The organism is Streptococcus sp. k-90 (assembly GCF_013277565.1).
In the GTDB taxonomy this organism is placed as follows: domain Bacteria; phylum Bacillota; class Bacilli; order Lactobacillales; family Streptococcaceae; genus Streptococcus.
In genome coordinates, this window is the sequence record NZ_VMNE01000004.1 from 168,130 (window position 1) to 189,229 (window position 21,100).

Below are 21,100 nucleotides of genomic sequence, written 5' to 3' on the forward strand. Positions count from 1 at the left end.
AGGCTGGATTTTTAAAGTTTAGCAAAAGTTGTCACAATCCTCTGACAAACTTCTTGCAGCAGGGATTTAGGCATGGCTACATTGAGGCGGGCATGGAGACTTCCTTCCTCCCCAAAATCCAAACCACGGTTTAGGATAACCTTGGCTTCATTTCTCAACAGCTCTTGTAATTTTTCATCAGTCAGGTCATAGGCTGAAAAATCAAGCCAAATCAAGTAGGTTCCTTGCGGTTTCATGACTTTGATTTTAGTCTCTTTTCCAAATAAATCCACCACATAATTAATATGGTCTTCAAAGACTTGCTTGAGTTCCTCTAACCAATCTTTACCGTATCGATAGGCAGCTTCTGTCGCCAAATAACCCAAGCCTGAAATTTCATGCTGGTTATTGGCCAACTGGCGTTTCTGGTAAGCCAGTCTCAACTTAGGATTTTCAATAACTGCATAGGAATTTTTTGTTCCAGCAATATTAAAGGTTTTAGTGGCACTACTCAAGACGATAGCAAATTCTTTGAAGGCAGGATTGATGGTATTGAAGGAATGGTGCTTGTGACCAAAGAGGGTCAAATCTTGGTGAATCTCATCTGCAACCAAGAAAACACCGTGTTTTTGGCATAGTTGGCCAATTTTTTCCAAGACTTCTTTTTCCCACACACGTCCACCAGGATTGTGAGGATTGCAGAGAATATAAAGTTTGACCTCCTCTTCCACCAAATCCTTTTCAAGTTGATCAAAGTCAATCTCAAACAAACCATCCTTTTCCACCAAAGAATTGGTAATCAATCTACGGTTGTTCAACTTGACACTGCGAGCAAAGGGTGGATAGACAGGTGTGTTAATCAGAACCGCTTCACCTTCTTTTGTAAAGGCTTGAATAGCTGTTGAGATGGCTGGTACCACACCCTCGATAAAGACAAGGGCCTCTTTATCAAAGTGGTAACCGTGTTGTGTAGCTTCCCACTTTTGAACTTCGTGAATTAACTCTTCACTGGCATAGGTATAACCATAAACCAGCTGGTCAGCGTAAGTTTGCACAGCTTGGCGGATTTCAGGCAAGACTACAAAGTCCATATCCGCTATCCAAGCTGGTAGGACTTCACTATCCGTCTCCGTCTCTTTCCATTTATAAGTATGGTACCCTAAACGATTGGGCAGGCTTGTAAAATCATATTTTCCCATCTTTTTCTTATCCTTCTAAGGCTTGGCGCAAATCTGCAATTAAATCTCTAGCATCCTCAATCCCAATTGACAAGCGCAAGAGGTCATCTGTCAAACCATAAGAATGGCGCACTTCTGCTGGAATATCAGCGTGGGTTTGGGTCGTTGGATAGGTAATGAGACTTTCCACTCCACCCAAACTTTCCGCAAAAGAGAAGACCTTGAGGCTGTTTAAAATGTGAGGAATGCGTGTTTCATCCGCTACTTTAAAGGAAATCATGCCTCCACGACCCGTATAGAGAACTTCCTTAACTGCTGGAGAATCCTTCAAAAAGGCGACCACTTCTTGAGCATTGGCTGTTGAGCGCTCCATACGAAGAGACAAGGTCTTGAGACCACGAATCAATTGATAACTGTCAAATGGCGACAAGACTGCCCCTGTCGTATTGAGATTGTAAAAGAGTTTCTCGTATAGTTCTAAACTATTGGTCACAACCACACCAGCCAAGACATCATTGTGGCCTGCTAGATATTTGGTTGCTGAATGCAGAACGATATCTGCTCCATCTTCAATCGGGCGTTGATAGATAGGGCTGTAGAAGGTATTGTCCACCACCACTTTGGCACCCTTAGCATGAGCCAATTTTGCTAGTTTTTCGATATCAAATTCCAACATCAAAGGGTTGGTTGGGGTTTCTATATAAAGAACATCCACATCCTTTTCCAACTCGGCAATCAACTCTTCTTCTGTATTGGCATAGGTGAAATGGAAACGACCTTCCTGCTCCACTTGATTGAACCAGCGGAAAGAACCACCGTAAAGATCACGCACTGCCAAGACCTTACTTCCTACTGGAAAGACGCTAAAGGCCAGTACAATAGCTGACATCCCTGAGCTAGTCGCTAGAGCATAGTCTGCTGACTCAATAGCCGCCAAGACTTCTTCCGCCTTACTACGAGTTGGGTTTTTGGTGCGCGTATAGTCAAATCCAGTAGATTGACCAAACTCTGGATGCTGATAGGTCGTTGAAAAATGAAGCGGTGTCACCAAGGCTCCTGTCGCTTCGTCTGACTTAATACCCGCCTGGGCTAAAATTGTGTTAATGTGTAATTCCTTGCTCATACAATTCCTCCAAATCTATAGTAACTATTGTACCACTTATTTTCATCAACTCATTTTCTTCTTTTCAAGAGCTAGTTATAGTTTCAAACTATATAAAAAACGACAGCTTCTTTCGAAACCATCGTTTTTTCTTGAAAAATCCTTATTTGACATGTTTTGCCAATTCTTCTTGGGCTTTTTTATTGGACTCTTCTTTTTCCTTCATCCATTTTTCTTTGGCTTTTTCATACTCGTCTTTTGTGACTGTCTTATCTTGTAATTTGAGATACTTGTATGATTCGACCCCTTTATTACCCGCCAATGAGAATGGGCTAGAGAAAGGAACTGTTTTTCTCAAAGTTGGTGTACCACCAAGTGATACGTTTGGAATTGCTAGTGAGCTATCTACCAACCAAGCTTGAGCCTCAGCGTATTTTTCATAACGTTTTGCTGGATCTTGCTCTTTATTAGCATCTTCTAACATCTGAGTGTAAGTATCTAGTCCAACTGCCTTAGCCTTGTCATTTACTTCTCCAGGCTCTAGACCTAAGTTTTGTAGAACTCCACCACTTTTCACATTAAAGATTTCAAGATAACTTGATGGGTCTTGGTAGTCTGCACTCCAACCACCATTGTATAAATCGTAATCTTTCTGAGCTGCAGTCTGAGCCAAATAGCTTGTATTATCAAAGTCTTCAGTAGAGAGTTGGTGAACATCAATCACAACATTATCAGCCCCCAAGACAGATTCAATCGATTGTTTCATGGAATTAATTCCTTGAATTTCTGCCTTATTGGTCAAATCTACAGATTTATCTAAGTGGATAGGGAATTGGACTCCTTTAGCTTGGAGTTCTTTCTTAGCTTCGGCAAATTTAGCCTTGGCTTTTTCTGGATTGTAGTATGGATCTTGAGCATCAGCAAAGTTGATTCCTTGCCATTCTTTACCATAATTGACCATCTTAGAGGCTACTACTTCACCAAAGTCTTTTCCGTTGATACTTACGAAGTTTGGTGGAACAACCAAATTACGTAAAATCTTAGTAGCACCATCTTCACCTTGAGATTGAGCACCATAGGCTGTACGGTCATAGGCAAAGTTAATAGCTTGACGGAAGTTCTTATTAAGAACGGCTTCTTGAGTCGATTTCTTTTCAGCATCACTCGTCTTAGCAGTGAATTTATAAGATTTTCTATCTAAGTTAAAGTTTAAGAAATAAGATGTCGCATCTTGAAGACTATATACGATATTGTCCTTGTTCTTCTCTTTAATCCCTTCAAAACTTGAGCTATTTGGATAGAGACGAGCATAACTATAGGCACCCTCCACAAAGTTACGTGCTAGTGCATCTTGATCACTACCATCAAAGTAAGCCAATTTCACATCATCTACAAAGACATTCTTGGCATCCCAGTAATTCGGATTTTTCTTGAATTCAATAACAGATTTTGAAACAAAGGATTTCATTAAGAAAGGACCATTGTACAAAATGCTAGATGGATCCACCTTGCCAAAATCATCCCCTTTAGATTTCAAGAAATCCGCATTAAGAGGAAAGAGAATTGTTGAAGTTGTTTTTGAATTCCAGTAAGGTTCTGGGCGAGTCAAAGTATATTGAACCGTTTGGTCGTCAATAGCCTTTACACCTACAGTTGAAAAGTCTTTCGTTTTACCGTTAATGTAGTCATCCAAACCTACAACGGATTCTTGTACTAGGTACAAGGCTTCTGATTTTTTATCAGCAGCATACTGAAGACCAGTTACGAAGTCTTTGGCAGTTACTGGGGCATATTCTTCACCTTCAGAGGTATACCATTTCGCTTCCTTACGAAGTTTGTAGGTATAAGTCAAACCGTCCTTAGAAACACTCCAATCCTCTGCCAAGGATGGAACATAATTCCCATATTGATCATTTTCCATGAGACCATCAACTAGATTAGTGATAATATCATTAGTTGTCGCACGATTTTCTGCTAAATAATTAAAACTAGATGGATCACTAGCATAGACATAATTATATGTTTTTGACCCTGTGCTAGAATTTCCACAGGCACTTAACAAAATACCTGCACTTAACACGACACCTGCAAGTGTTGCATACTTGGCCTTAGACTTTTTCATCTCCAGAACCTCCTGATTTAAATATTTGTCTTATTATACAACTTGAGTTTTATTTAGTCAATAGTTTTTTAAGTAAAATTTAAGAAAAATAAAATTACCATCTACAAACTTTATCTATTATTCTACAAATTAATAAAAAAGAGAATAATTTAAGCATTTCACGATAGAAATGTTCAAATTATCCCTTTTATTTATAAATGTTTTTTAAGTTAACTTTAATTTGATTCGTAAGCGATCTGCTTGGGCTTTTCCAATCACCTTATCCAATAAACGGGTACGGAGACTCAAGAATCCATAAACACCGCCACCCATGGCACCAACAAGGGCTACGTATAGGAAACTCCACAAACGTCCACTTGGTTGGAAGACAAATCCTAAAATCCACTGCAATGTCCCAACTACTAGAAACATGAAAAGAGTTAACAAACTGATTAAAATGGTTCTCTTCAAAATCACCTTACGCTTAACACCAGTTACTTGACAAATGTCCCGATACATCAAGACATTAGGAATAATGAGACCGATTGTAGTGGAAATCAAGGGTCCGTAACTATGGAAGAGAGCGATGGTTGGAAGTTGCAAAACTAGCTTGGCAATAGAACCATAGATAAAATAGAGAACTGCCTTGCGATTGTGGAACATGGCCTGAAGCATTGGAGACAAGACCATGTACAAGCCTAAAATAGTAGACTGCAAAACCGCAAAGACAAACAAGCCCATAGCCAAACTATCTGGCTTGCCATAGAAGACTGTATAAAGAGGTTCCCCTACCATAACCACTCCAACCGTTGCTGGTAGCAGGAATAAGAAAAGCATGGTAATGCTGTCCTGAACCAGACGAGAAGCCGCCTTCAAGTCTCCCTTGACATAGTTTTCAGTCAAAAGCGGCAAACCGACACTCCCAATCGAAACCCCAACAGAAATCAAAATCATAGTAATTTTATTTGGATTGGCAGAAAAATAAGAAAACATGACAATTAAGTCTTCATTACTATAGTTGGTAAACCACTTCATGCTATTGATAAAGGTATTTTGGTCCAAGATTTGGAAAAGCTGAATAGCCGAACCAGTCAAGATAAAAGGAATAGCTTCCTTAATCGTATCAACCAAAAGACTCTTACTATCAATCTTATCTCGAGTTTCAAAAACTTTTTGGAGCAATCCTTCCTTATAAAGGAAATAAAGCAAGACTGCAAAACTAGCTACCATTCCCACAAAAGCAGCAAAGGTGGATTGGGTAACCGCTGCTAGATAATCTCCTGAACCGAGCTTCATAATGATAAAGGTTGCTAGAAGCATCCAGATAACACGAATGACCTGCTCAGCGATTTGGCTCATGGCATAAGGTTTCAGGTTATTCATCCCTTGGAAAAATCCTCGGATAACACTCATAGATGGGAAAATCAAGACTCCCCAAGCCAAGCTTTGCATGATTGGGATCAAGTCTTTGCCCACGCCAGACAAATCTGCTAGCCAAGGAGCAAAGACATACAAGATTAAAGCAAAAACCAAACCTAGTCCTGTCATAAAGCCCAAAAAGCTCCGAATCAGGGCAAAGCTATGCTCTTCTTCTCGCATGGTATTGTACTTGGCAACTTGCTTGGCCACCGCAACTGGAATCCCTGCTGTTGAAACCAGCAAAAACCAGGCATAGATATTGTAGCCCATGGTAAAAAGACCATTGGCCGTAGCTGCATAAGATCCCATCCAGATATACCAAGGGATAATATAAATAGCCCCGAGTAGGCGACTGATAAAATTACTAGCCGTTAGCCAAGCAGTCCCCCGTAACATCTGGGCCTGCTGGTGATTGTTTTCGTGCGACATAGATTCCTCATTCAATTTTGATAACTAGGAAAAAGTTCCTTATCTTCCATTATAAACTTTTCCTTGTTACTTGTAAATTTACGACTTTCGGTTTACAATAGAAAGTATGATTAAGATTGAAACCGTATTAGATATATTAAAGAAAGATGGTCTCTTCCGTGAGATTATCGACCAAGGACATTATCACTACAACTACAGCCATGTCGTATTTGACACCATCTGCTATGACAGCCGCAAGGCTAAAGAAAAGAGCCTCTTTTTCGTCAAGGGTGCTGCCTTTAAAAAGGAATTTCTTCTTTCTGCAATCTCTCAAGGTCTCGATTGGTATGTGGCTGAAAAGGACTATGAAGTTGGTATTCCTGCCATTATCGTCAGCGATATCAAGAAAGCCATGAGTTTGATTGCTATGGAATTTTATGGAAACCCACAGGAAAAACTCAAACTCCTTGCCTTTACTGGTACTAAGGGTAAGACAACAGCAGCCTATTTCGCTTACAACATCTTATCTCAAGGGCACCGACCTGCTATGCTCTCGACTATGAATACAACTCTAGATGGCAAGACTTTCTTTAAGTCTGCATTGACAACCCCTGAGAGCATCGACCTCTTTGACATGATGCATCAAGCTGTGCAAAATGACCGCACCCACCTCATCATGGAAGTCTCCAGTCAAGCCTATCTGGTCAAACGTGTCTATGGTCTAACCTTTGATGTGGGAGTTTTCCTCAATATCAGCCCAGACCATATCGGCCCGATTGAACACCCTAGCTTTGAAGACTACTTCTACCACAAGCGTCTCTTGATGGAAAATAGCCGAGCAGTCATCATTAACAGTGACATGGACCACTTCTCTGTACTAAAAGAACAGGTGGAAGATCAAGACCATGATTTCTACGGTAGCCAGTCTGATAACCAAATCGAGAATTCCAAAGCCTTTAGCTTTTCAGCTACAGGTAAACTCTCTGGTGTTTATGACATCCAGTTAATTGGCCACTTCAACCAAGAAAATGCAGTTGCTGCTGGACTTGCTTGTCTCCGTCTCGGAGCTAGTCTTGAGGACATCAAAAAAGGAATTGCTGCAACCCGCGTTCCTGGCCGTATGGAAGTCCTCACTCAGAAAAATGGAGCCAAGGTCTTCATCGACTACGCCCACAATGGGGACAGTCTCAAAAAACTAATCAAGGTTGTAGAGACTCATCAAACTGGAAAAATTGCTCTGGTTCTAGGTTCTACAGGAAATAAGGGAGAAAGTCGTCGTAAGGACTTTGGCCTCCTCCTCAATCAACACCCTGAGATTCAAGTCTTTCTAACTGCTGATGACCCCAACTATGAAGACCCAATGGCCATTGCGGATGAAATTAGTAGCTATATCAATCATCCTGTTGAAAAAATTGCGGATCGCCAAGAAGCCATCAAGGCAGCTATGGCTATCACAAATCACGAATTAGATGCAGTTATTATTGCTGGTAAGGGAGCAGATTGCTACCAAATCGTTCAAGGAAAGAAAGAAACCTATCCAGGAGATGCAGCCGTCGCAGAAAATTATTTATAAGATAGAAAAATCAAGGGAAATGAAACCCTTGATTTTTTCTATCTTTATTTAAAAGCGTTTTTCAAGCCTTCAACGGCACCTTCTACAGCACCTTTAGCATCTTCAACTACTTCTTTTGCCTTAGCAACTGTCTTTTCTACAGCACCTTCTGCTTCAGTTTTGCTATCCCCAGTAACCTTACCAAATCCTTCTTTGATAGCGCCTGTTGCTTGTTCCAATTTGTTTTCAAGTGACATATGATTGTCTCCTTTAGTTTTATTCCGATATGTGTTACCGGTTACATATAGTTTATACCGAATACTAAGGAAAGTCAAACAATGTGCTCAGAAACAAGAAATCACGCCAAGTAGAAAGTTAATCTTTCCTTATCAAAATCGATAGCCAACTCATACTTTCCATCTTCATTTTGGACAATATAACCTAGGACAACTAAACTGTCCACAAAGATGTCACGGCGTTTCTGCATAAGCTGGTCTTTTTTGAGAAATTTCAACAAAAAAGTCGTCATATATTTGAGAGCATACTCAGGATTGACATCTCCCAAAATGTCATAGAGCTCCTGCTGTTTTTCTGTCAAAGGATACTGATGTTTGACCTTGTAGAAATAATTGGACAGGGTCATTTTTGATCTCGCAAAGTCCGTCTTTTCAACTAAAATAGCGGCATTGGTTTGATTTCGTAATTCTGTCTCAAAACTCTTCTGCAACAAAGCTTGATAGGTCGGACTATCTTCGCTGACAAAAATCTCTTGATCCAGTTCGAGACTATCAAGTGACTCAAGCATAGGAAGATTGAGGTAATAACGCTTATTTTCTCGTAGAATCAAGCCAGCCTTTATATATTCTTCCATGCGTTTATCAACTGCTAGATCTGGAAATTGAGCCTTAATTTCCCGCAAAATCACATCCTCATGCTGGTCCAGATAGCGGATCAATTCTCCAAAAAAAGGCTGTCTCGTCAAACGAGATGGATTAAAAATCTGAATCATGAAGATTCCTTTCTTTACATTCTAACAGAGGCGATGCTGCCAACTGACTAGGAGTGGTCCCAGCTTGATTCATAGGAACAGGCAGGCCTAGTTCTCTGTAATATTCTCTCCAAAAATCACTAATGTCCTGCTTCCCATCTCCAAATTTCATAGGAATAGTTTCAAAAATGGGGAAAATTTCTGCCATATACTGGGAACAGTAGAAACCATGTCCATCTGTATAGAAAGAAGCATTATAAGGAGCTTCCAGATGTTTGCAATCTTTTTCCTTCACAGACTGGATATCCATTTCTGAGTAGACATAGAGGTCGTACAAATGATTGGACTCAAAGAAGTCTGCAGGTTCTTGACAGACCACACCAGCCTGTCCACTAGCGTGGTAAATCATCCCATCCAAACAAATGGCAACATGGTTATAGTTGCCTGTGGAAGCCTGGATGGCCTGTCCCATATCTGACTCATCTCTCACAAAAATCATACTCTTCGAAAATCTCTTCAAACCACGTCAGCGTTGCCTTACCGTACTCAAGTACAGCTTACGGATAGCTTCCTAGTTTGCTCTTTGATTTTCATTGAGTATCAAATCGCCATTTTCTAACATGCTTCACTCCTAGAAAAAAAGGAGCCGAAACTCCTTTCGATATAAGTCAAACTAGACTTTCCGATTTTGAACTGAAACCCAAAATCTTAAGCATTAAAGCTTTCAGTCAATTGAGGTACCACTTGTTTCTTACGTGAAACAGCACCAGCAAGGAAGGCATGATTGTTTTCAAGTTTGAAGTTGAAGGCTGCTTCAACCTTATCCATATTGGCACCAAGAGCCAAGATTTCTGAGTTTGAGTTGACGATATCTGTAATCATCAAGACAAAGTCAGAATAACCATTTGCTGCGTTAGCAGCTTGCATTGCAGCTTCGATTTCTGCTTGACGCTCCAAAACTTCAGCGATATCAACTGTGTTTACTTGAGCAACACGGACATTATTTCCGTTCAATTCAAAAGTTTTAGCATCGATGTCAATCAATTCTTCAGCAGATTTGCTAGCCAAGTTGGTACCAGCTTTCAACATAGCCAAACCATATTCTTCCAAGTTCACACCAGCCAATTCAGCCAATTCAGGAGCAATCACTTTATCCGTTGGGTGTGTTGTTGGTGATTTCAAAAGAAGGGTATCTGAAATCAGACCTGAAAGCATCAAACCTGCAATCTCTTTAGGCACAGCTACACCATGTTCTTTGAACATACGGTAAACGATTGAAGACGCTGATCCAACTGGCTCCAAACGCATGTAAAGTGGGCTTGCAGTTTCAAAGTTAGCCACGCGGTGGTGGTCTACAACACCATAAACTTCTACTTCAGCGATATCTGATACAGATTGTTGGAATTCATTGTGGTCAGTCAGGATAACTTGCTCTGCGCCTTCTGCTTTAGCAGAAGTGATAACACGCGGTGCTTCCACACCAAAATAGTTCAAGACAAAGGCTGTTTCTTCATTTGGAGTTCCAAGGGCTACAGTTTCCGTATCCAAACCGTAAGCTTCTTTTGCAAGGTAGGCAAAAGCTACAGATGACCCGATGGCATCTGAGTCTGGATTTTGGTGACCAAATACTAGAATCTTAGACATGATAATACCTCATTTTGTTTATTCTCTTTATTGTAGCATTTTTTTCGCTTTTTGACAAAAGTAAGAGGAGTCAAAGGACTCCCCACTACTCTTCAAAATAACTGAGTAAATTTCTATCTTGATTTTCAGATAAAAATTGCTCCTTCTGCGGTCGCTTCTTACGCTTGAGAAGGGCTTCTGCCGACATGGCTTCTTCCTTACTGGCAAAACCTTGAGCATAGATGAGTTTGACTGGCAAGCGTGCTCGTGTGTATTTGGCTCCCTTCCCACTATTGTGGACAGCGAGGCGTCTTCTCACATCAGTCGTATAGCCTGTATAGTAGGATCCATCACGACACTCCAGCACGTACATATAAGCCTTATGATCCATAATAAATCTCTTCGAGTTCCGGCGTATAAGAGCCGTCATCATTGTGGACAATTAAAGGAGGCAAGACCTTAAAGCCACTTGTTGAGCCATCCTTGATAGCCTCAATCAAAAGCATATTGGCTTCCTTTTCTCTTTTTGGATAGACAAATTGCAGGCGCTTAGGGGCTAAATTATGCCGTTGTAAGCTATCCAAGATATCTAAAAGTCGATCAGGACGATGAACCATAGCCAACCGTCCATTAGACTTGAGAATACTTTGGGCACTACGACAGATTTCTTCCAAATTAGTCGTGATTTCATGGCGCGCCAAAAGATAATGTTCACTCTCGTTCAAGTTGGAATGAGGATCCACCTTGAAATAGGGCGGATTACACAAAATCATATCCACCTTACTTCCCTGAATGTAAGCAGGCATATTTTTCAAATCATCACAGATGACCTGCATCTGCTCTTCCAAAGAATTCAAACGGACAGAGCGTTCAGCCATATCCGCCAAACGCTCCTGAATCTCAACAGCCAAAATCTGTGCCTGAGTCCGAGTGCTAGCAAATAACCCCACTGCTCCATTTCCAGCGCAAAAATCCACTATCAAACCCTTTTTAGGAAAACGTGGAAAACGTGACAAGAGAACACTATCCACCGAATAGCTAAAAACCTCTCTATTTTGAATGATTTTGATATCTGTCGAAAAGAGCTGGTTAATGCGCTCCCCTGATTTTAATAATTGTTCTTCTTCCATGGTCTTATTATAGCAAATTTATATTAACATTACAAAGAATACAGATTTCTAACTAATTCTTCTGCTTCTTCAAATGTTGAAGGGCTTCCTTGGTCCAAATTGGCATCATTCGTTTGAGAGGTGCGAAGCCGTAGTTAAAACGGTCGCTTGAAAAGCGTCTCCGTCTCGGAAACTGGTGTTTTTCTTCCTCCAAAGTGCGGATAGAAAGGCTGGCTTTCCCTGTAAATTCATCTAAATCCACTACCTGAACCTGAACCTCTTCATCGACTTTCAAGGCTTCTTGGATATTTTCAATAAAGCCTGTCCGAATCTCTGAAATGTGAATCAGCCCCGTATCACCCGTCTCTAGCTCAACAAAGGCACCATAGGGCTGAATCCCTGTAATACGCCCCTTTAGCTTATCACCGATTTTCATCTTAGTCCTCGATTTCAATTGTTTCAATCACAACATCTTCAACTGGCTTGTCCATGGCCCCTGTCTCAACAGCAGCAATTTCATCCAAGACAGCATAAGAAACTTCATCAGCTAACTGTCCAAAAACCGTGTGACGGCGGTCTAGGTGAGGGGTTCCACCTTGTTTGGCATAGATTTCTGCGATCGGTTCTGGCCAACCTCCACGAGCAATTTCTTTCTTAGAATAAGGCAGATGTTGATTTTGCACGATAAAGAACTGGCTGCCATTGGTATTTGGACCAGCATTGGCCATAGAAAGAGCACCACGGATATTGTAAAGTTCTTCTGAGAACTCATCCTCAAATGATTCACCATAGATTGACTCGCCACCCATACCAGTTCCAGTTGGGTCTCCACCTTGAATCATAAAATCCTTGATAATACGATGGAAAATGACACCATCATAGTAGCCATCTTTTGAAAGAGCTACAAAGTTAGCCACTGTTTTAGGAGCATGTTCAGGGAAAAGCTTGATACGCAAGTCTCCGTGATTGGTCTTAATAGTCGCCAACGGACCTTCTACTGTTTCAATGTCTACTTGTGGGAAATGCAATTCTTTTTCTACCATACCAAATCCTTCTAAGGCATCAAAAATGCCATCTTCTTCTAATGTTTTTGTAATATAATCTGCTTTTTCTTTGATTTTATCATGAGAAATTCCCATGGCGATGCTGATTCCAGCATAATCAAAGAGTTCCAAGTCGTTGAGGCCATCTCCAAAGACCATGACGTTCTCTGGTTTCAAGCCAAGGTGTTCCACAACCTTTTCCACACCTGTCGCTTTGGAGCCTGAAATCGGCACAATATCAGACGAATGCTCATGCCAACGAACCATGCGAAGTTTGTCTGAGAGACTGTCAGGCAAGTGCAAGTCATCTCCTTTATCTTCAAAAGTCCACATTTGATAGATATCTTCTTTTTCATGGAAATCTGGGTCTACATCTAAGTCGGGATAAATTGGATTGATAGCCTCACTAATCATATCGGTGCGAGTCGACAACTTGGCATCATGACTCCCAACCAAACCATACTCAATTCCCTCTTGCTTGGCCCAAGAGATATACTCCTCAACATCTGACTTCTCAATCTGATGTTGATAAATGATTTGACCTTTTTTATCTTCGATGTAGGCCCCATTTAAAGTCACAAAAAAGTCAGGCTTGAGTTCACGAATCTCAGGAACGACACCAAAAATCCCTCGTCCAGAAGCAATACCCGTCAAAATTCCTTTCTCACGTAATTGCTTAAAAACAGTTGGGATTGAAGCTGGAATAAAACCTGTCTTGGAATTTCTCAATGTATCATCAATATCAAAAAAGACAATCTTAATCTTTTTTGCCTTGTATCTTAATTTCGCATCCATATCACTACCTCTTTCAATCTAACTCTTTCCATTATACCATAAAGTAGCTAAATCCCACATCCCCAATAAAATCCTTGTCTCTTATCCGAATTCCTTTACTAGATACAAAACCAAATCATCATTATTTTGGCTAGTTGCATTCATTTCCAAGGGTTGATTTCGATACCAGACACCTGTCCCATCTGGAATGTAGCCCCGTCTGATATACAATCTCTGGGCAGGGCCATAGCCTAAGTGCAAACCTACACCAAGAGTGACCTTACTCGAAACAAACTTGACTCGTTTTTCTGCTTCTTCTAGCAGTTGATTCCCAATCCCTTGATTTCGAAAAGGCTCAAACACATTAAAATCTGATAATTCTGGATAGACTTCTGCAAAAGGACCATGTTTAGCAGAGGGCAAAATGGTAACGTAGCCCGCTACAGCACCATCAATCTCTGCAACTAAGACTTCTCTCTCCCCACTTTCCTGTTCCAGAAAATATCTAGCCAAAATTTCCTCTCTACCAGGCCAACCTTGATTCATAAATCCATGAGATAAGGATTCAATATCAGACTTAATCATATTTCTAATCGTACAATTCATCTTTGACTTACCCACCTTTACTCTTTTTATTACCATTATAGCACGCCAAGGTCAGAAAAAAACTATCTCGTGAAAAAAGACCCACCCGGGTCTTAATTCGCTTTCTTGTTTTCAAGCTCATGAAAAAGAGGTTCACTGAACCTGAAAAAAAGACCCACCCGGGTCTTAATTCGCTTTCTTGTTTCCAAGCTCATGAAAAAGAGGTTCACTGAACCTGAAAAAAAGACCCACCCGGGTCTTAATTCGCTTTCTTGTTTCCAAGCTCATGAAAAAGAGGTCCACCCGGACCTCTTTTTTAATCTTCGTTTACGAAAGGCATCAAAGCCATTACGCGAGCGCGTTTGATAGCTGTTGTTACTTTACGTTGGTTTTTAGCTGAAGTTCCTGTTACACGACGTGGAAGGATTTTCCCACGTTCTGAAACGAAACGGCTAAGAAGCTCAGTATCTTTGTAATCAACATATTCAATTTTGTTTGCTGCGATGTAATCAACTTTTTTACGGCGTTTGAATCCGCCACGACGTTGTTGAGCCATGTTTTTTCTCCTTTATAATTTTAGTTGTCCATTAGAATGGTAAATCATCATCTGAAATATCCAATGGATTTGTTGCTCCAAATGGATTTTCATCACGTGAAAAGTCTGGTACTGAATTTGTAGGTGCTGAATAGTTTGCAGTTGGGGCAGAGTAGGCTCCACCTGTATGACCTTCACGCACACTACGGCTTTCCAACATTTGGAAATTCTCAGCCACGACCTCTGTCACGTAGACACGTTGTCCTTGCTGGTTATCGTAACTACGAGTCTGGATACGACCTGTCACCCCGATAAGTGAGCCTTTTTTAGCCCAGTTAGCAAGGTTTTCAGCCTGTTGGCGCCACATAACGACATTGATAAAATCAGCCTCACGTTCGCCATTTTGACTCTTAAATGTACGGTTTACTGCAAGAGTAAAAGTCGCAACTGCTACATTTGATGGGGTATAACGCAACTCAGCGTCACGTGTCATACGCCCTACAAGTACAACATTGTTAATCATAGTTTACCTTCTTACGCGTCAGTTTTGACGATCATGTGACGAAGAATGTCAGCGTTGATTTTTGAAAGACGGTCAAACTCTTTAAGAGCTGCATCGTCGTTTGCTTCAACGTTAACGATGTGGTAAAGTCCTTCACGGAAATCTTTGATTTCGTATGCAAGACGACGTTTTTCCCAAGATTTTGATTCAACAACAGTTGCACCGTTGTCAGTCAAAATAGAGTCAAAACGTGCTACCAAAGCGTTTTTAGCTTCTTCTTCAATGTTTGGACGAATGATATAAAGAATTTCGTATTTAGCCATTGATATGTTCCTCCTTTTGGTCTAATGACCCCCAGACTTTGCAAGGGGTAAGTGAGGTTCGCTCACAATAAACTATTATACTAGAAAACAATTTTTTACGCAAGTAAAAACACTGAAATGCGAAAAAACGCCACATGGGCGTTTTCCTGTTCTTATGGTTTAATACGGTGCAACATACGTGGGAATGGAATAGCTTCACGGATGTGCTTTGTTCCTGCTGCGAAGGTTACCATACGTTCGATACCGATACCAAATCCTCCGTGTGGAACTGTACCGTATTTACGAAGGTCAAGGTAGAATTCATATTCTGTACGATCCATACCAAGTTCATCCATCTTAGCTACAAGAGCATCGTAGTCTTCCTCACGCATAGAACCACCGATGATTTCTCCATAGCCTTCTGGAGCAAGCAAGTCTGCACAAAGCACGCGCTCTGGATTTCCAGGAACTGGTTTCATGTAAAATGCCTTGATGGCTGCTGGATAGTTCATGACAAAAGTTGGCACACCAAAGTGGTTTGAAATCCACGTTTCGTGTGGTGAACCAAAGTCATCTCCATGCTCAAGATGTTCGTAGTCAGCGTCTTCATCATTTTCATGTTCTTGCAAGAGGTCAATGGCTTGATCGTAAGTGATACGTTTGAATGGCTCTGCAATGTAGCGTTTCAAGAGTTCTGTATCACGTTCTAAGGTTTCCAAGGCTTGAGACGCACGGTCAAGAACACCTTGAAGAAGAGCTTTAACATAAGCTTCTTGCAAGTCAAGTGACTCATCATGTGTCAAGTATGAGTACTCTGCATCCATCATCCAGAACTCAGTCAAGTGACGGCGCGTTTTTGATTTTTCAGCACGGAATACTGGACCAAAGTCAAAGACACGACCAAGAGCCATAGCACCTGCTTCTAGGTAAAGCTGACCTGATTGGCTCAAGTAGGCTGGAGTTCCGAAGTAGTCCGTTTCAAAGAGTTCAGTTGAATCTTCAGCCGCATTCCCTGACAAAATTGGGCTATCAAATTTCATGAAGCCGTTCTTGTCAAAGAACTCATAAGTTGCATAGATGATTGCGTTACGGATTTGCATCACAGCTACTTGCTTACGAGAACGAAGCCACAAGTGACGGTTGTCCATCAAGAAGTCTGTTCCGTGTTCTTTTGGTGTGATTGGGTAGTCTTGAGATTCACCAATCACTTCGATGTCTGTGATATCTAACTCATAGCCAAACTTAGATCGCTCATCTTCTTTGACAATACCTGTCACATAAACAGAAGTTTCTTGGCTCAAGCGTTTGATGACATCAAACTTTTCAGCTCCTACTTCTTCACCAAATTTTTCGATAAAGTTTGGTTTAAAGGCCACACCTTGGAAGAAGGCTGTTCCGTCACGCAATTGCAAGAAGGCGATTTTCCCTTTTCCTGATTTGTTGGCAACCCAAGCGCCAATCGTCACTTCCTGACCAATATAGTCTTTTACATCAATAATCGTTACACGTTTTGTCATTATTTTTCCTTTTCTTTTATTTTTCCATAAATACTTTCAAGCGTTTAACTGCTTCTTTAAGCGTGTCTAGGTCTGTCGCATAGCTGAGGCGCACATTTTCTGGCGCTCCGAATCCTGCTCCTGTTACCAAGGCCACTTCAGCTTCTTCAAGGATAGCAGTTGTAAAGTCTGTCACATCCGTATAGCCTTTCATCTCCATGGCCTTTTTGACATTTGGAAAGAGATAGAAGGCTCCTTGTGACTTAACGACTTCAAAACCAGGAACCTCACATAATAGCGGATAAATGGTATTGAGACGCTCCTCAAAAGCCTGACGCATGCTTTCTACAGTATCTTGCTCACCTGATAGAGCCTCAACTGCTGCATACTGGGCTACTGCTGAAGGGTTGGAGGTTGTTTGACCTGCAATCTTGGACATGGCAGCGATAATGTCTGCTTCTCCGACGGCATAGCCAATCCGCCAACCTGTCATAGCATAGGTTTTAGACACACCATTGATGACCACTGTTTGCTTGCGAATCGCTTCCGATAGGCTAGAAATGGGTGTAAACTCATGACCATTATAGACCAAGCGCCCATAGATATCATCTGCTAGGATGAGAATATCCTTTTCTACAGCCCAGTTTCCGATTGCCAAAAGTTCCTCACGGGTATAAATCATACCTGTCGGATTGGATGGTGAATTCAGCACCAAAACCTTGGTCTTGTCTGTTCGAGCTGCTTCTAACTGCTCTACAGTTACCTTAAAGTCATTGTCCTCTTTAGCAGGAACAAAAACTGGAATACCCTCTGCCATCTTGACCTGGTCTCCATAGCTGACCCAGTAGGGTGTTGGGATGATAACTTCATCACCTGGATTGACCACAGCCATAAAGAAGGTATAGAGAGAATATTTAGCTCCAGCAGCGACTGTCACTTGATTCGGCGCTACAGAATAGCCGTAAAAGCGCTCAAAATAGGCATTGACCGCCGCTTTGAGCTCTGGCAGACCTGAGGTTACTGTATAAAAAGAAGCACGCCCATCTTGAATCGATGCAATGGCGGCATCTTGAATATTTTTTGGAGTAGTGAAATCTGGCTCACCCAAGGTTAGAGATAGGATATCCCTTCCCTCAGCCTTCAGTGCTTTGGCACGGGCTCCAGCAGCCAAGGTCACACTTTCTTCCATTTCTAAAACACGGTTGGATAGTTTCATAGGCCCTCCTTATTGATCAATGCTCCTGTTTCAAAATCTACTAGATAAAAGTCAGAGCCTGACTTGACTTCCCAGATTGGCTTGTCTTGATAACGGCCAAAGATAATCTTGTCAATCTCGCCAGCTCCTTTTTCCTTAGAAACAGCTTCTGCTTTTTCTTGTGAAACACCCTGATTTAGCTGATAAACGTAAATCTTATGGTCATCTTTTCCAATCAGGACAGCAAGTGATTCTTGCTGTTTGTTATGACCAAGAACACTGTAGTAAGATTCCAAGCCATTGTATAAATCAACCTGATCAGCCTGCTCTAATCCTGCATACTGCTGAGCTAATTTTTCTCCTTCACTTTTAGCTGTTTGATAGGGTTTCATGCCGAGAGAAACCAGATACAGAAAGGAAGCACTGATAACCACAAACAAAATCGTCATCCCTAGACCATACTGCCACAGTAGATTATTTTTTGCTTTATTTTTTCTTTTTTTCACTCGTCTATTTTACCATCTATTAAGCTTTATTACAAGTGAATGCAAGAATACTCTTCGAAAATCAAATTCAAACCACGTCAGCTTCTCCTTGCCGTACCCAAGTACTGTCTGCGGCTAGCTTCCTAGTTTGCTCTTTGATTTTCATTGAGTATAAGCAACCAATTCTATTTCTCCCTTCAAAGCAAACCGATTTTTCTTGATTAAAACCGAGCAAGAAAAATAAAGACAGCTCCAAAATCAACCTATTAAAAAACCTGAGCTTAGTACTCAAGTTTTCGTAAGTTCTTTTAATCTATGGAATTATTTTATCATCTATTCTTTTAGCCATTTTTCCTAAAAATACAGGCAGTAGAAGGCTAATCATGACTAAAAAGAATCCTAGATAAAGAAATGTTACTACAAAGCCTAAATGGTCAATCAACCAGCCTGTCAATGGAAAGAAGACAATCATACTAAGGCTAAACATCATAGAGTAGACACTCAGCATGGTTGCCCTTACTTCACTTGGAAGCCGCTCTTGCAAATCGTTGTCAAAAATCGGCTGAAAAAGAGCATATAGAGCATTACTAATCAAATAAATCAAAATATAGATTAGAGGTGTTCCAAAGTAGGACAGCATATAGGTAACTCCAGTCAGCAGGACGAGGATAGGGAAAAGCTTCAAGGCGGCATAGTTCTTTCCAATCTTACTCGCTAGATAGACTGCGACGATATTTAAGAGACTACCAAGTAGCATAACTGCTGAAATTTGCCAACCACTTAAATCTGGTAACTGATTTTGATAGTAAAAATAAAACATGCACATGAGTACTCCGACAATCTGAGACAAAATCATCCAGTTGAAAAGCATGGGATTTCGCTTCAACTCATCCTTAACGGTCCAAATAATCTGTTTCATGGTCACACTATCAGCTTTTTCTAGCTTGACACTAGGCTCTTTCAGCATCCAAATCAGGAAAAGAACTATGATAGAAGTCGCAATCATGATATAGTAGGTCAGGTGCAATTGACCATGGACAAAAAATCCCGCCAACACTGTCCCCAAAGACCGAGTTCCTTCTGCTACTCCTGACATAAAACTTGAAATAGATAAGTAACGCTTCTTGAGTCCAGCTTCCACGGCTGAATCATAAACCATTGCTGCGCTTGTGCCTGAATCAAAATTATAAGACAAGGCACTCACCGCCATAGCTAGTGCATAAATCCAAAAATTTCCCTGACCAGCCAACATAAGAATAGAAGACACAATTCCTGCTATACGACTTAAATAAAGGTTGGTCTTATAGGAATAGCGGTCAGCTAACATTCCAGATGGAATTTCGCAGAGAAGACTGGTCGCATGAAAGATAGTCTCCAGCAGTCCAATCTGCCAAAGAGACATTCCGTTTTGACTGAGAAAGAGAATCCAAAAACTAGTAATCCCTAAAAAAGCAAAAAACTCAACTCCGGCCATCAGGCCAATATTTTTCCGATAATTTCTTATTAACATCTTTTCTCCTTAACAAGTGTATTCGTATTTCATTTGTCTGTCACTTGTTAATTTGTGCCTTACATGATCTCCACCCCTTTTAGAAGCATTCTTGAAATGCCATTATTGTTTGTTTAATTGTTCATGAAATGATACCGGAAAATAGCCGTTCTACGGTTTCTATTTCGAGTCTTCTCGTTTATTTTAGCACTTATATCATCATAATACAAGATAATATAGGAATGTTCTTCAAAAATAAATGTAAACCAGAATCTAAAATAAACAGTTCTTACTTTTCCAGTCACAAGTGACTAGAATTTCAGCAATTTTATAATTTTCAAATAAACTCTGAGCAAATCTCTTGCAAGTTGGTTTGTTTTGTTGTAATATATTTTATAACAACGATAAGGTTCTCGAAATTTTTAAAAAAAGGAGACACATCATGTCTAAAAAAGTATTATTTATCGTCGGATCACTACGTCAAGGTTCTTTCAACCACCAAATGGCTCTCGAAGCTGAAAAAGTACTTGCTGGTCAAGCAGAAGTTAGCTACCTTGATTATTCAGCTCTTCCTCTCTTCAGCCAAGATTTGGAAGTTCCAACTCATCCAGCTGTAGCCGCTGCTCGTGAAGCAGTTCTTGCTGCGGATGCCATCTGGATTTTCTCTCCAGTCTACAACTTCTCTATCCCTGGTACAGTGAAAAACTTGCTTGACTGGCTATCTCGTGCCCTTGACTTGTCTGATACACACAGCGCTTCTGCCCTTCAAGACAAGTTTGTCACAGTATCATCTGTAGCCAATGCAGGTCACGATCAACTCTTTGCTATCTACAAAGACCTCTTGCCATTTATCCGTACACAAGTCATTGGTGATTTCACTGCTGCACGTGTGAATGACTCTGCTTGGACAGATGGAAAATTGGTTCTTGAAGAAACAGTCCTAAACTCACTTGAAAAACAAGCTCAAGACTTGGTTAATGCTATCAAATAAAGATATTTTATGACTCTTAGCCACCCATTTGGGTGGTTTTTTCATACCTAATACTCTTCGAAAATCTCTTCAAACCACGTCAGCGTCACCTTACCGTACTCAAGTAAAGCTCGAGTCTAGCTTCCTAGTTTGCTCTTTGATTTTTATTGAGTATAAATTTCCCAATCAATTTGTTCGTTTTTTTATTTCATTTCACTATAAAAAAAAAACGCATCCTATAGGTATTGAACTGCACCCCAAAAGT

22 protein-coding genes are annotated in these 21,100 nt (G+C 40.8%); 2 read left to right on the forward strand and 20 right to left on the reverse strand.

Annotated elements, in window-relative coordinates:
* Positions 1 to 11: 11 nt before the first annotated feature.
* The 4 genes from HT734_RS02065 to HT734_RS02080 all read right to left on the reverse strand — a co-directional run bounded on the left by HT734_RS02065 (position 12) and on the right by HT734_RS02080 (position 6,208).
* Positions 12 to 1,178, reverse strand: a complete 1,167-nt coding sequence (locus HT734_RS02065; RefSeq protein ID WP_173278121.1) for a MalY/PatB family protein — start codon at positions 1,176 to 1,178, stop codon at positions 12 to 14.
* 7 nt (positions 1,179 to 1,185) lie between these two features.
* The gene (locus HT734_RS02070; protein ID WP_016399612.1) at positions 1,186 to 2,280 is read right to left on the reverse strand and encodes a cystathionine gamma-synthase; all 1,095 of its coding nucleotides are present in this window, start codon (positions 2,278 to 2,280) and stop codon (positions 1,186 to 1,188) included.
* A 142-nt stretch (positions 2,281 to 2,422) separates the two neighbouring features.
* A complete protein-coding gene (locus HT734_RS02075) occupies positions 2,423 to 4,381 on the reverse strand; it encodes a peptide ABC transporter substrate-binding protein (RefSeq protein WP_173278119.1) in 1,959 nt (652 codons plus the stop codon).
* Between the two features lie 204 nt (positions 4,382 to 4,585).
* Positions 4,586 to 6,208, reverse strand: a complete 1,623-nt coding sequence (locus HT734_RS02080; RefSeq protein WP_173278117.1) for a polysaccharide biosynthesis protein — start codon at positions 6,206 to 6,208, stop codon at positions 4,586 to 4,588.
* Positions 6,209 to 6,314: 106 nt separating this feature from the next.
* Between HT734_RS02080 and HT734_RS02085 the strand changes: the two genes are divergently transcribed.
* Complete coding sequence (locus HT734_RS02085) at positions 6,315 to 7,760, forward strand: UDP-N-acetylmuramoyl-L-alanyl-D-glutamate--L-lysine ligase (RefSeq protein ID WP_173278116.1); 1,446 nt, start codon at positions 6,315 to 6,317, stop codon at positions 7,758 to 7,760.
* Positions 7,761 to 7,804: 44 nt separating this feature from the next.
* Here HT734_RS02085 and HT734_RS02090 read toward each other — a convergent pair whose 3' ends face one another.
* The 16 genes from HT734_RS02090 to HT734_RS02165 all read right to left on the reverse strand — a co-directional run bounded on the left by HT734_RS02090 (position 7,805) and on the right by HT734_RS02165 (position 19,886).
* Entirely contained in the window at positions 7,805 to 7,996 is a 192-nt protein-coding gene (locus HT734_RS02090) for a CsbD family protein (RefSeq protein WP_000051184.1), read from the reverse strand.
* 101 nt (positions 7,997 to 8,097) lie between these two features.
* Positions 8,098 to 8,748 (reverse strand): DUF1803 domain-containing protein, encoded by a 651-nt coding sequence (locus HT734_RS02095; protein WP_153195932.1) that lies wholly within the window; start codon positions 8,746 to 8,748, stop codon positions 8,098 to 8,100.
* Positions 8,732 to 9,226 (reverse strand): YiiX/YebB-like N1pC/P60 family cysteine hydrolase, encoded by a 495-nt coding sequence (locus HT734_RS02100; protein WP_153195934.1) that lies wholly within the window; start codon positions 9,224 to 9,226, stop codon positions 8,732 to 8,734. Before HT734_RS02100 ends, HT734_RS02095 begins: the two co-directional genes overlap by 17 nt.
* A gap of 209 nt (positions 9,227 to 9,435) precedes the next feature.
* Complete coding sequence (locus HT734_RS02105) at positions 9,436 to 10,371, reverse strand: manganese-dependent inorganic pyrophosphatase (protein WP_061759403.1); 936 nt, start codon at positions 10,369 to 10,371, stop codon at positions 9,436 to 9,438.
* Positions 10,372 to 10,456: 85 nt separating this feature from the next.
* Positions 10,457 to 10,741 carry a GIY-YIG nuclease family protein gene (locus HT734_RS02110; protein WP_000349611.1) on the reverse strand — a complete coding sequence of 95 codons (285 nt, stop codon included), beginning with the start codon at positions 10,739 to 10,741 and terminating at the stop codon, positions 10,457 to 10,459.
* Positions 10,731 to 11,480 carry a tRNA1(Val) (adenine(37)-N6)-methyltransferase gene (locus tag HT734_RS02115; RefSeq protein WP_061759404.1) on the reverse strand — a complete coding sequence of 250 codons (750 nt, stop codon included), beginning with the start codon at positions 11,478 to 11,480 and terminating at the stop codon, positions 10,731 to 10,733. The genes HT734_RS02110 and HT734_RS02115 overlap by 11 nt, the downstream gene beginning before the upstream one ends.
* Before the next feature lie 52 nt (positions 11,481 to 11,532).
* Positions 11,533 to 11,895 (reverse strand): S1 RNA-binding domain-containing protein, encoded by a 363-nt coding sequence (locus HT734_RS02120; protein ID WP_049543381.1) that lies wholly within the window; start codon positions 11,893 to 11,895, stop codon positions 11,533 to 11,535.
* 1 nt (position 11,896) lies between these two features.
* Complete coding sequence (locus HT734_RS02125) at positions 11,897 to 13,297, reverse strand: bifunctional Cof-type HAD-IIB family hydrolase/peptidylprolyl isomerase (protein ID WP_061759406.1); 1,401 nt, start codon at positions 13,295 to 13,297, stop codon at positions 11,897 to 11,899.
* An 81-nt stretch (positions 13,298 to 13,378) separates the two neighbouring features.
* The gene (locus HT734_RS02130) at positions 13,379 to 13,882 is read right to left on the reverse strand and encodes a GNAT family N-acetyltransferase (protein WP_004244450.1); all 504 of its coding nucleotides are present in this window, start codon (positions 13,880 to 13,882) and stop codon (positions 13,379 to 13,381) included.
* A 295-nt stretch (positions 13,883 to 14,177) separates the two neighbouring features.
* Positions 14,178 to 14,417: a 30S ribosomal protein S18 gene (rpsR, locus tag HT734_RS02135; RefSeq protein WP_000068664.1), complete on the reverse strand. Its 240-nt coding sequence runs from the start codon at positions 14,415 to 14,417 to the stop codon at positions 14,178 to 14,180.
* 31 nt (positions 14,418 to 14,448) lie between these two features.
* Positions 14,449 to 14,919, reverse strand: a complete 471-nt coding sequence (ssbA, locus tag HT734_RS02140; RefSeq protein WP_000609606.1) for a single-stranded DNA-binding protein SsbA — start codon at positions 14,917 to 14,919, stop codon at positions 14,449 to 14,451.
* Between the two features lie 11 nt (positions 14,920 to 14,930).
* The gene (gene rpsF / locus HT734_RS02145) at positions 14,931 to 15,221 is read right to left on the reverse strand and encodes a 30S ribosomal protein S6 (RefSeq protein ID WP_001151778.1); all 291 of its coding nucleotides are present in this window, start codon (positions 15,219 to 15,221) and stop codon (positions 14,931 to 14,933) included.
* Positions 15,222 to 15,373: 152 nt separating this feature from the next.
* Complete coding sequence (asnS, locus tag HT734_RS02150; RefSeq protein WP_173278265.1) at positions 15,374 to 16,720, reverse strand: asparagine--tRNA ligase; 1,347 nt, start codon at positions 16,718 to 16,720, stop codon at positions 15,374 to 15,376.
* Positions 16,721 to 16,733: 13 nt separating this feature from the next.
* Positions 16,734 to 17,912, reverse strand: a complete 1,179-nt coding sequence (locus HT734_RS02155) for a pyridoxal phosphate-dependent aminotransferase (protein ID WP_023943277.1) — start codon at positions 17,910 to 17,912, stop codon at positions 16,734 to 16,736.
* Positions 17,909 to 18,397: a DUF5590 domain-containing protein gene (locus tag HT734_RS02160; RefSeq protein ID WP_173278114.1), complete on the reverse strand. Its 489-nt coding sequence runs from the start codon at positions 18,395 to 18,397 to the stop codon at positions 17,909 to 17,911. Before HT734_RS02160 ends, HT734_RS02155 begins: the two co-directional genes overlap by 4 nt.
* A 292-nt stretch (positions 18,398 to 18,689) precedes the next feature.
* Complete coding sequence (locus tag HT734_RS02165; RefSeq protein ID WP_173278112.1) at positions 18,690 to 19,886, reverse strand: MFS transporter; 1,197 nt, start codon at positions 19,884 to 19,886, stop codon at positions 18,690 to 18,692.
* 421 nt (positions 19,887 to 20,307) lie between these two features.
* Here HT734_RS02165 and HT734_RS02170 point away from each other — a divergent pair, with 421 nt between their 5' ends.
* Positions 20,308 to 20,856 carry an NADPH-dependent FMN reductase gene (locus HT734_RS02170; RefSeq protein WP_033680534.1) on the forward strand — a complete coding sequence of 183 codons (549 nt, stop codon included), beginning with the start codon at positions 20,308 to 20,310 and terminating at the stop codon, positions 20,854 to 20,856.
* The last annotated feature ends 244 nt before the right edge of the window (positions 20,857 to 21,100 follow it).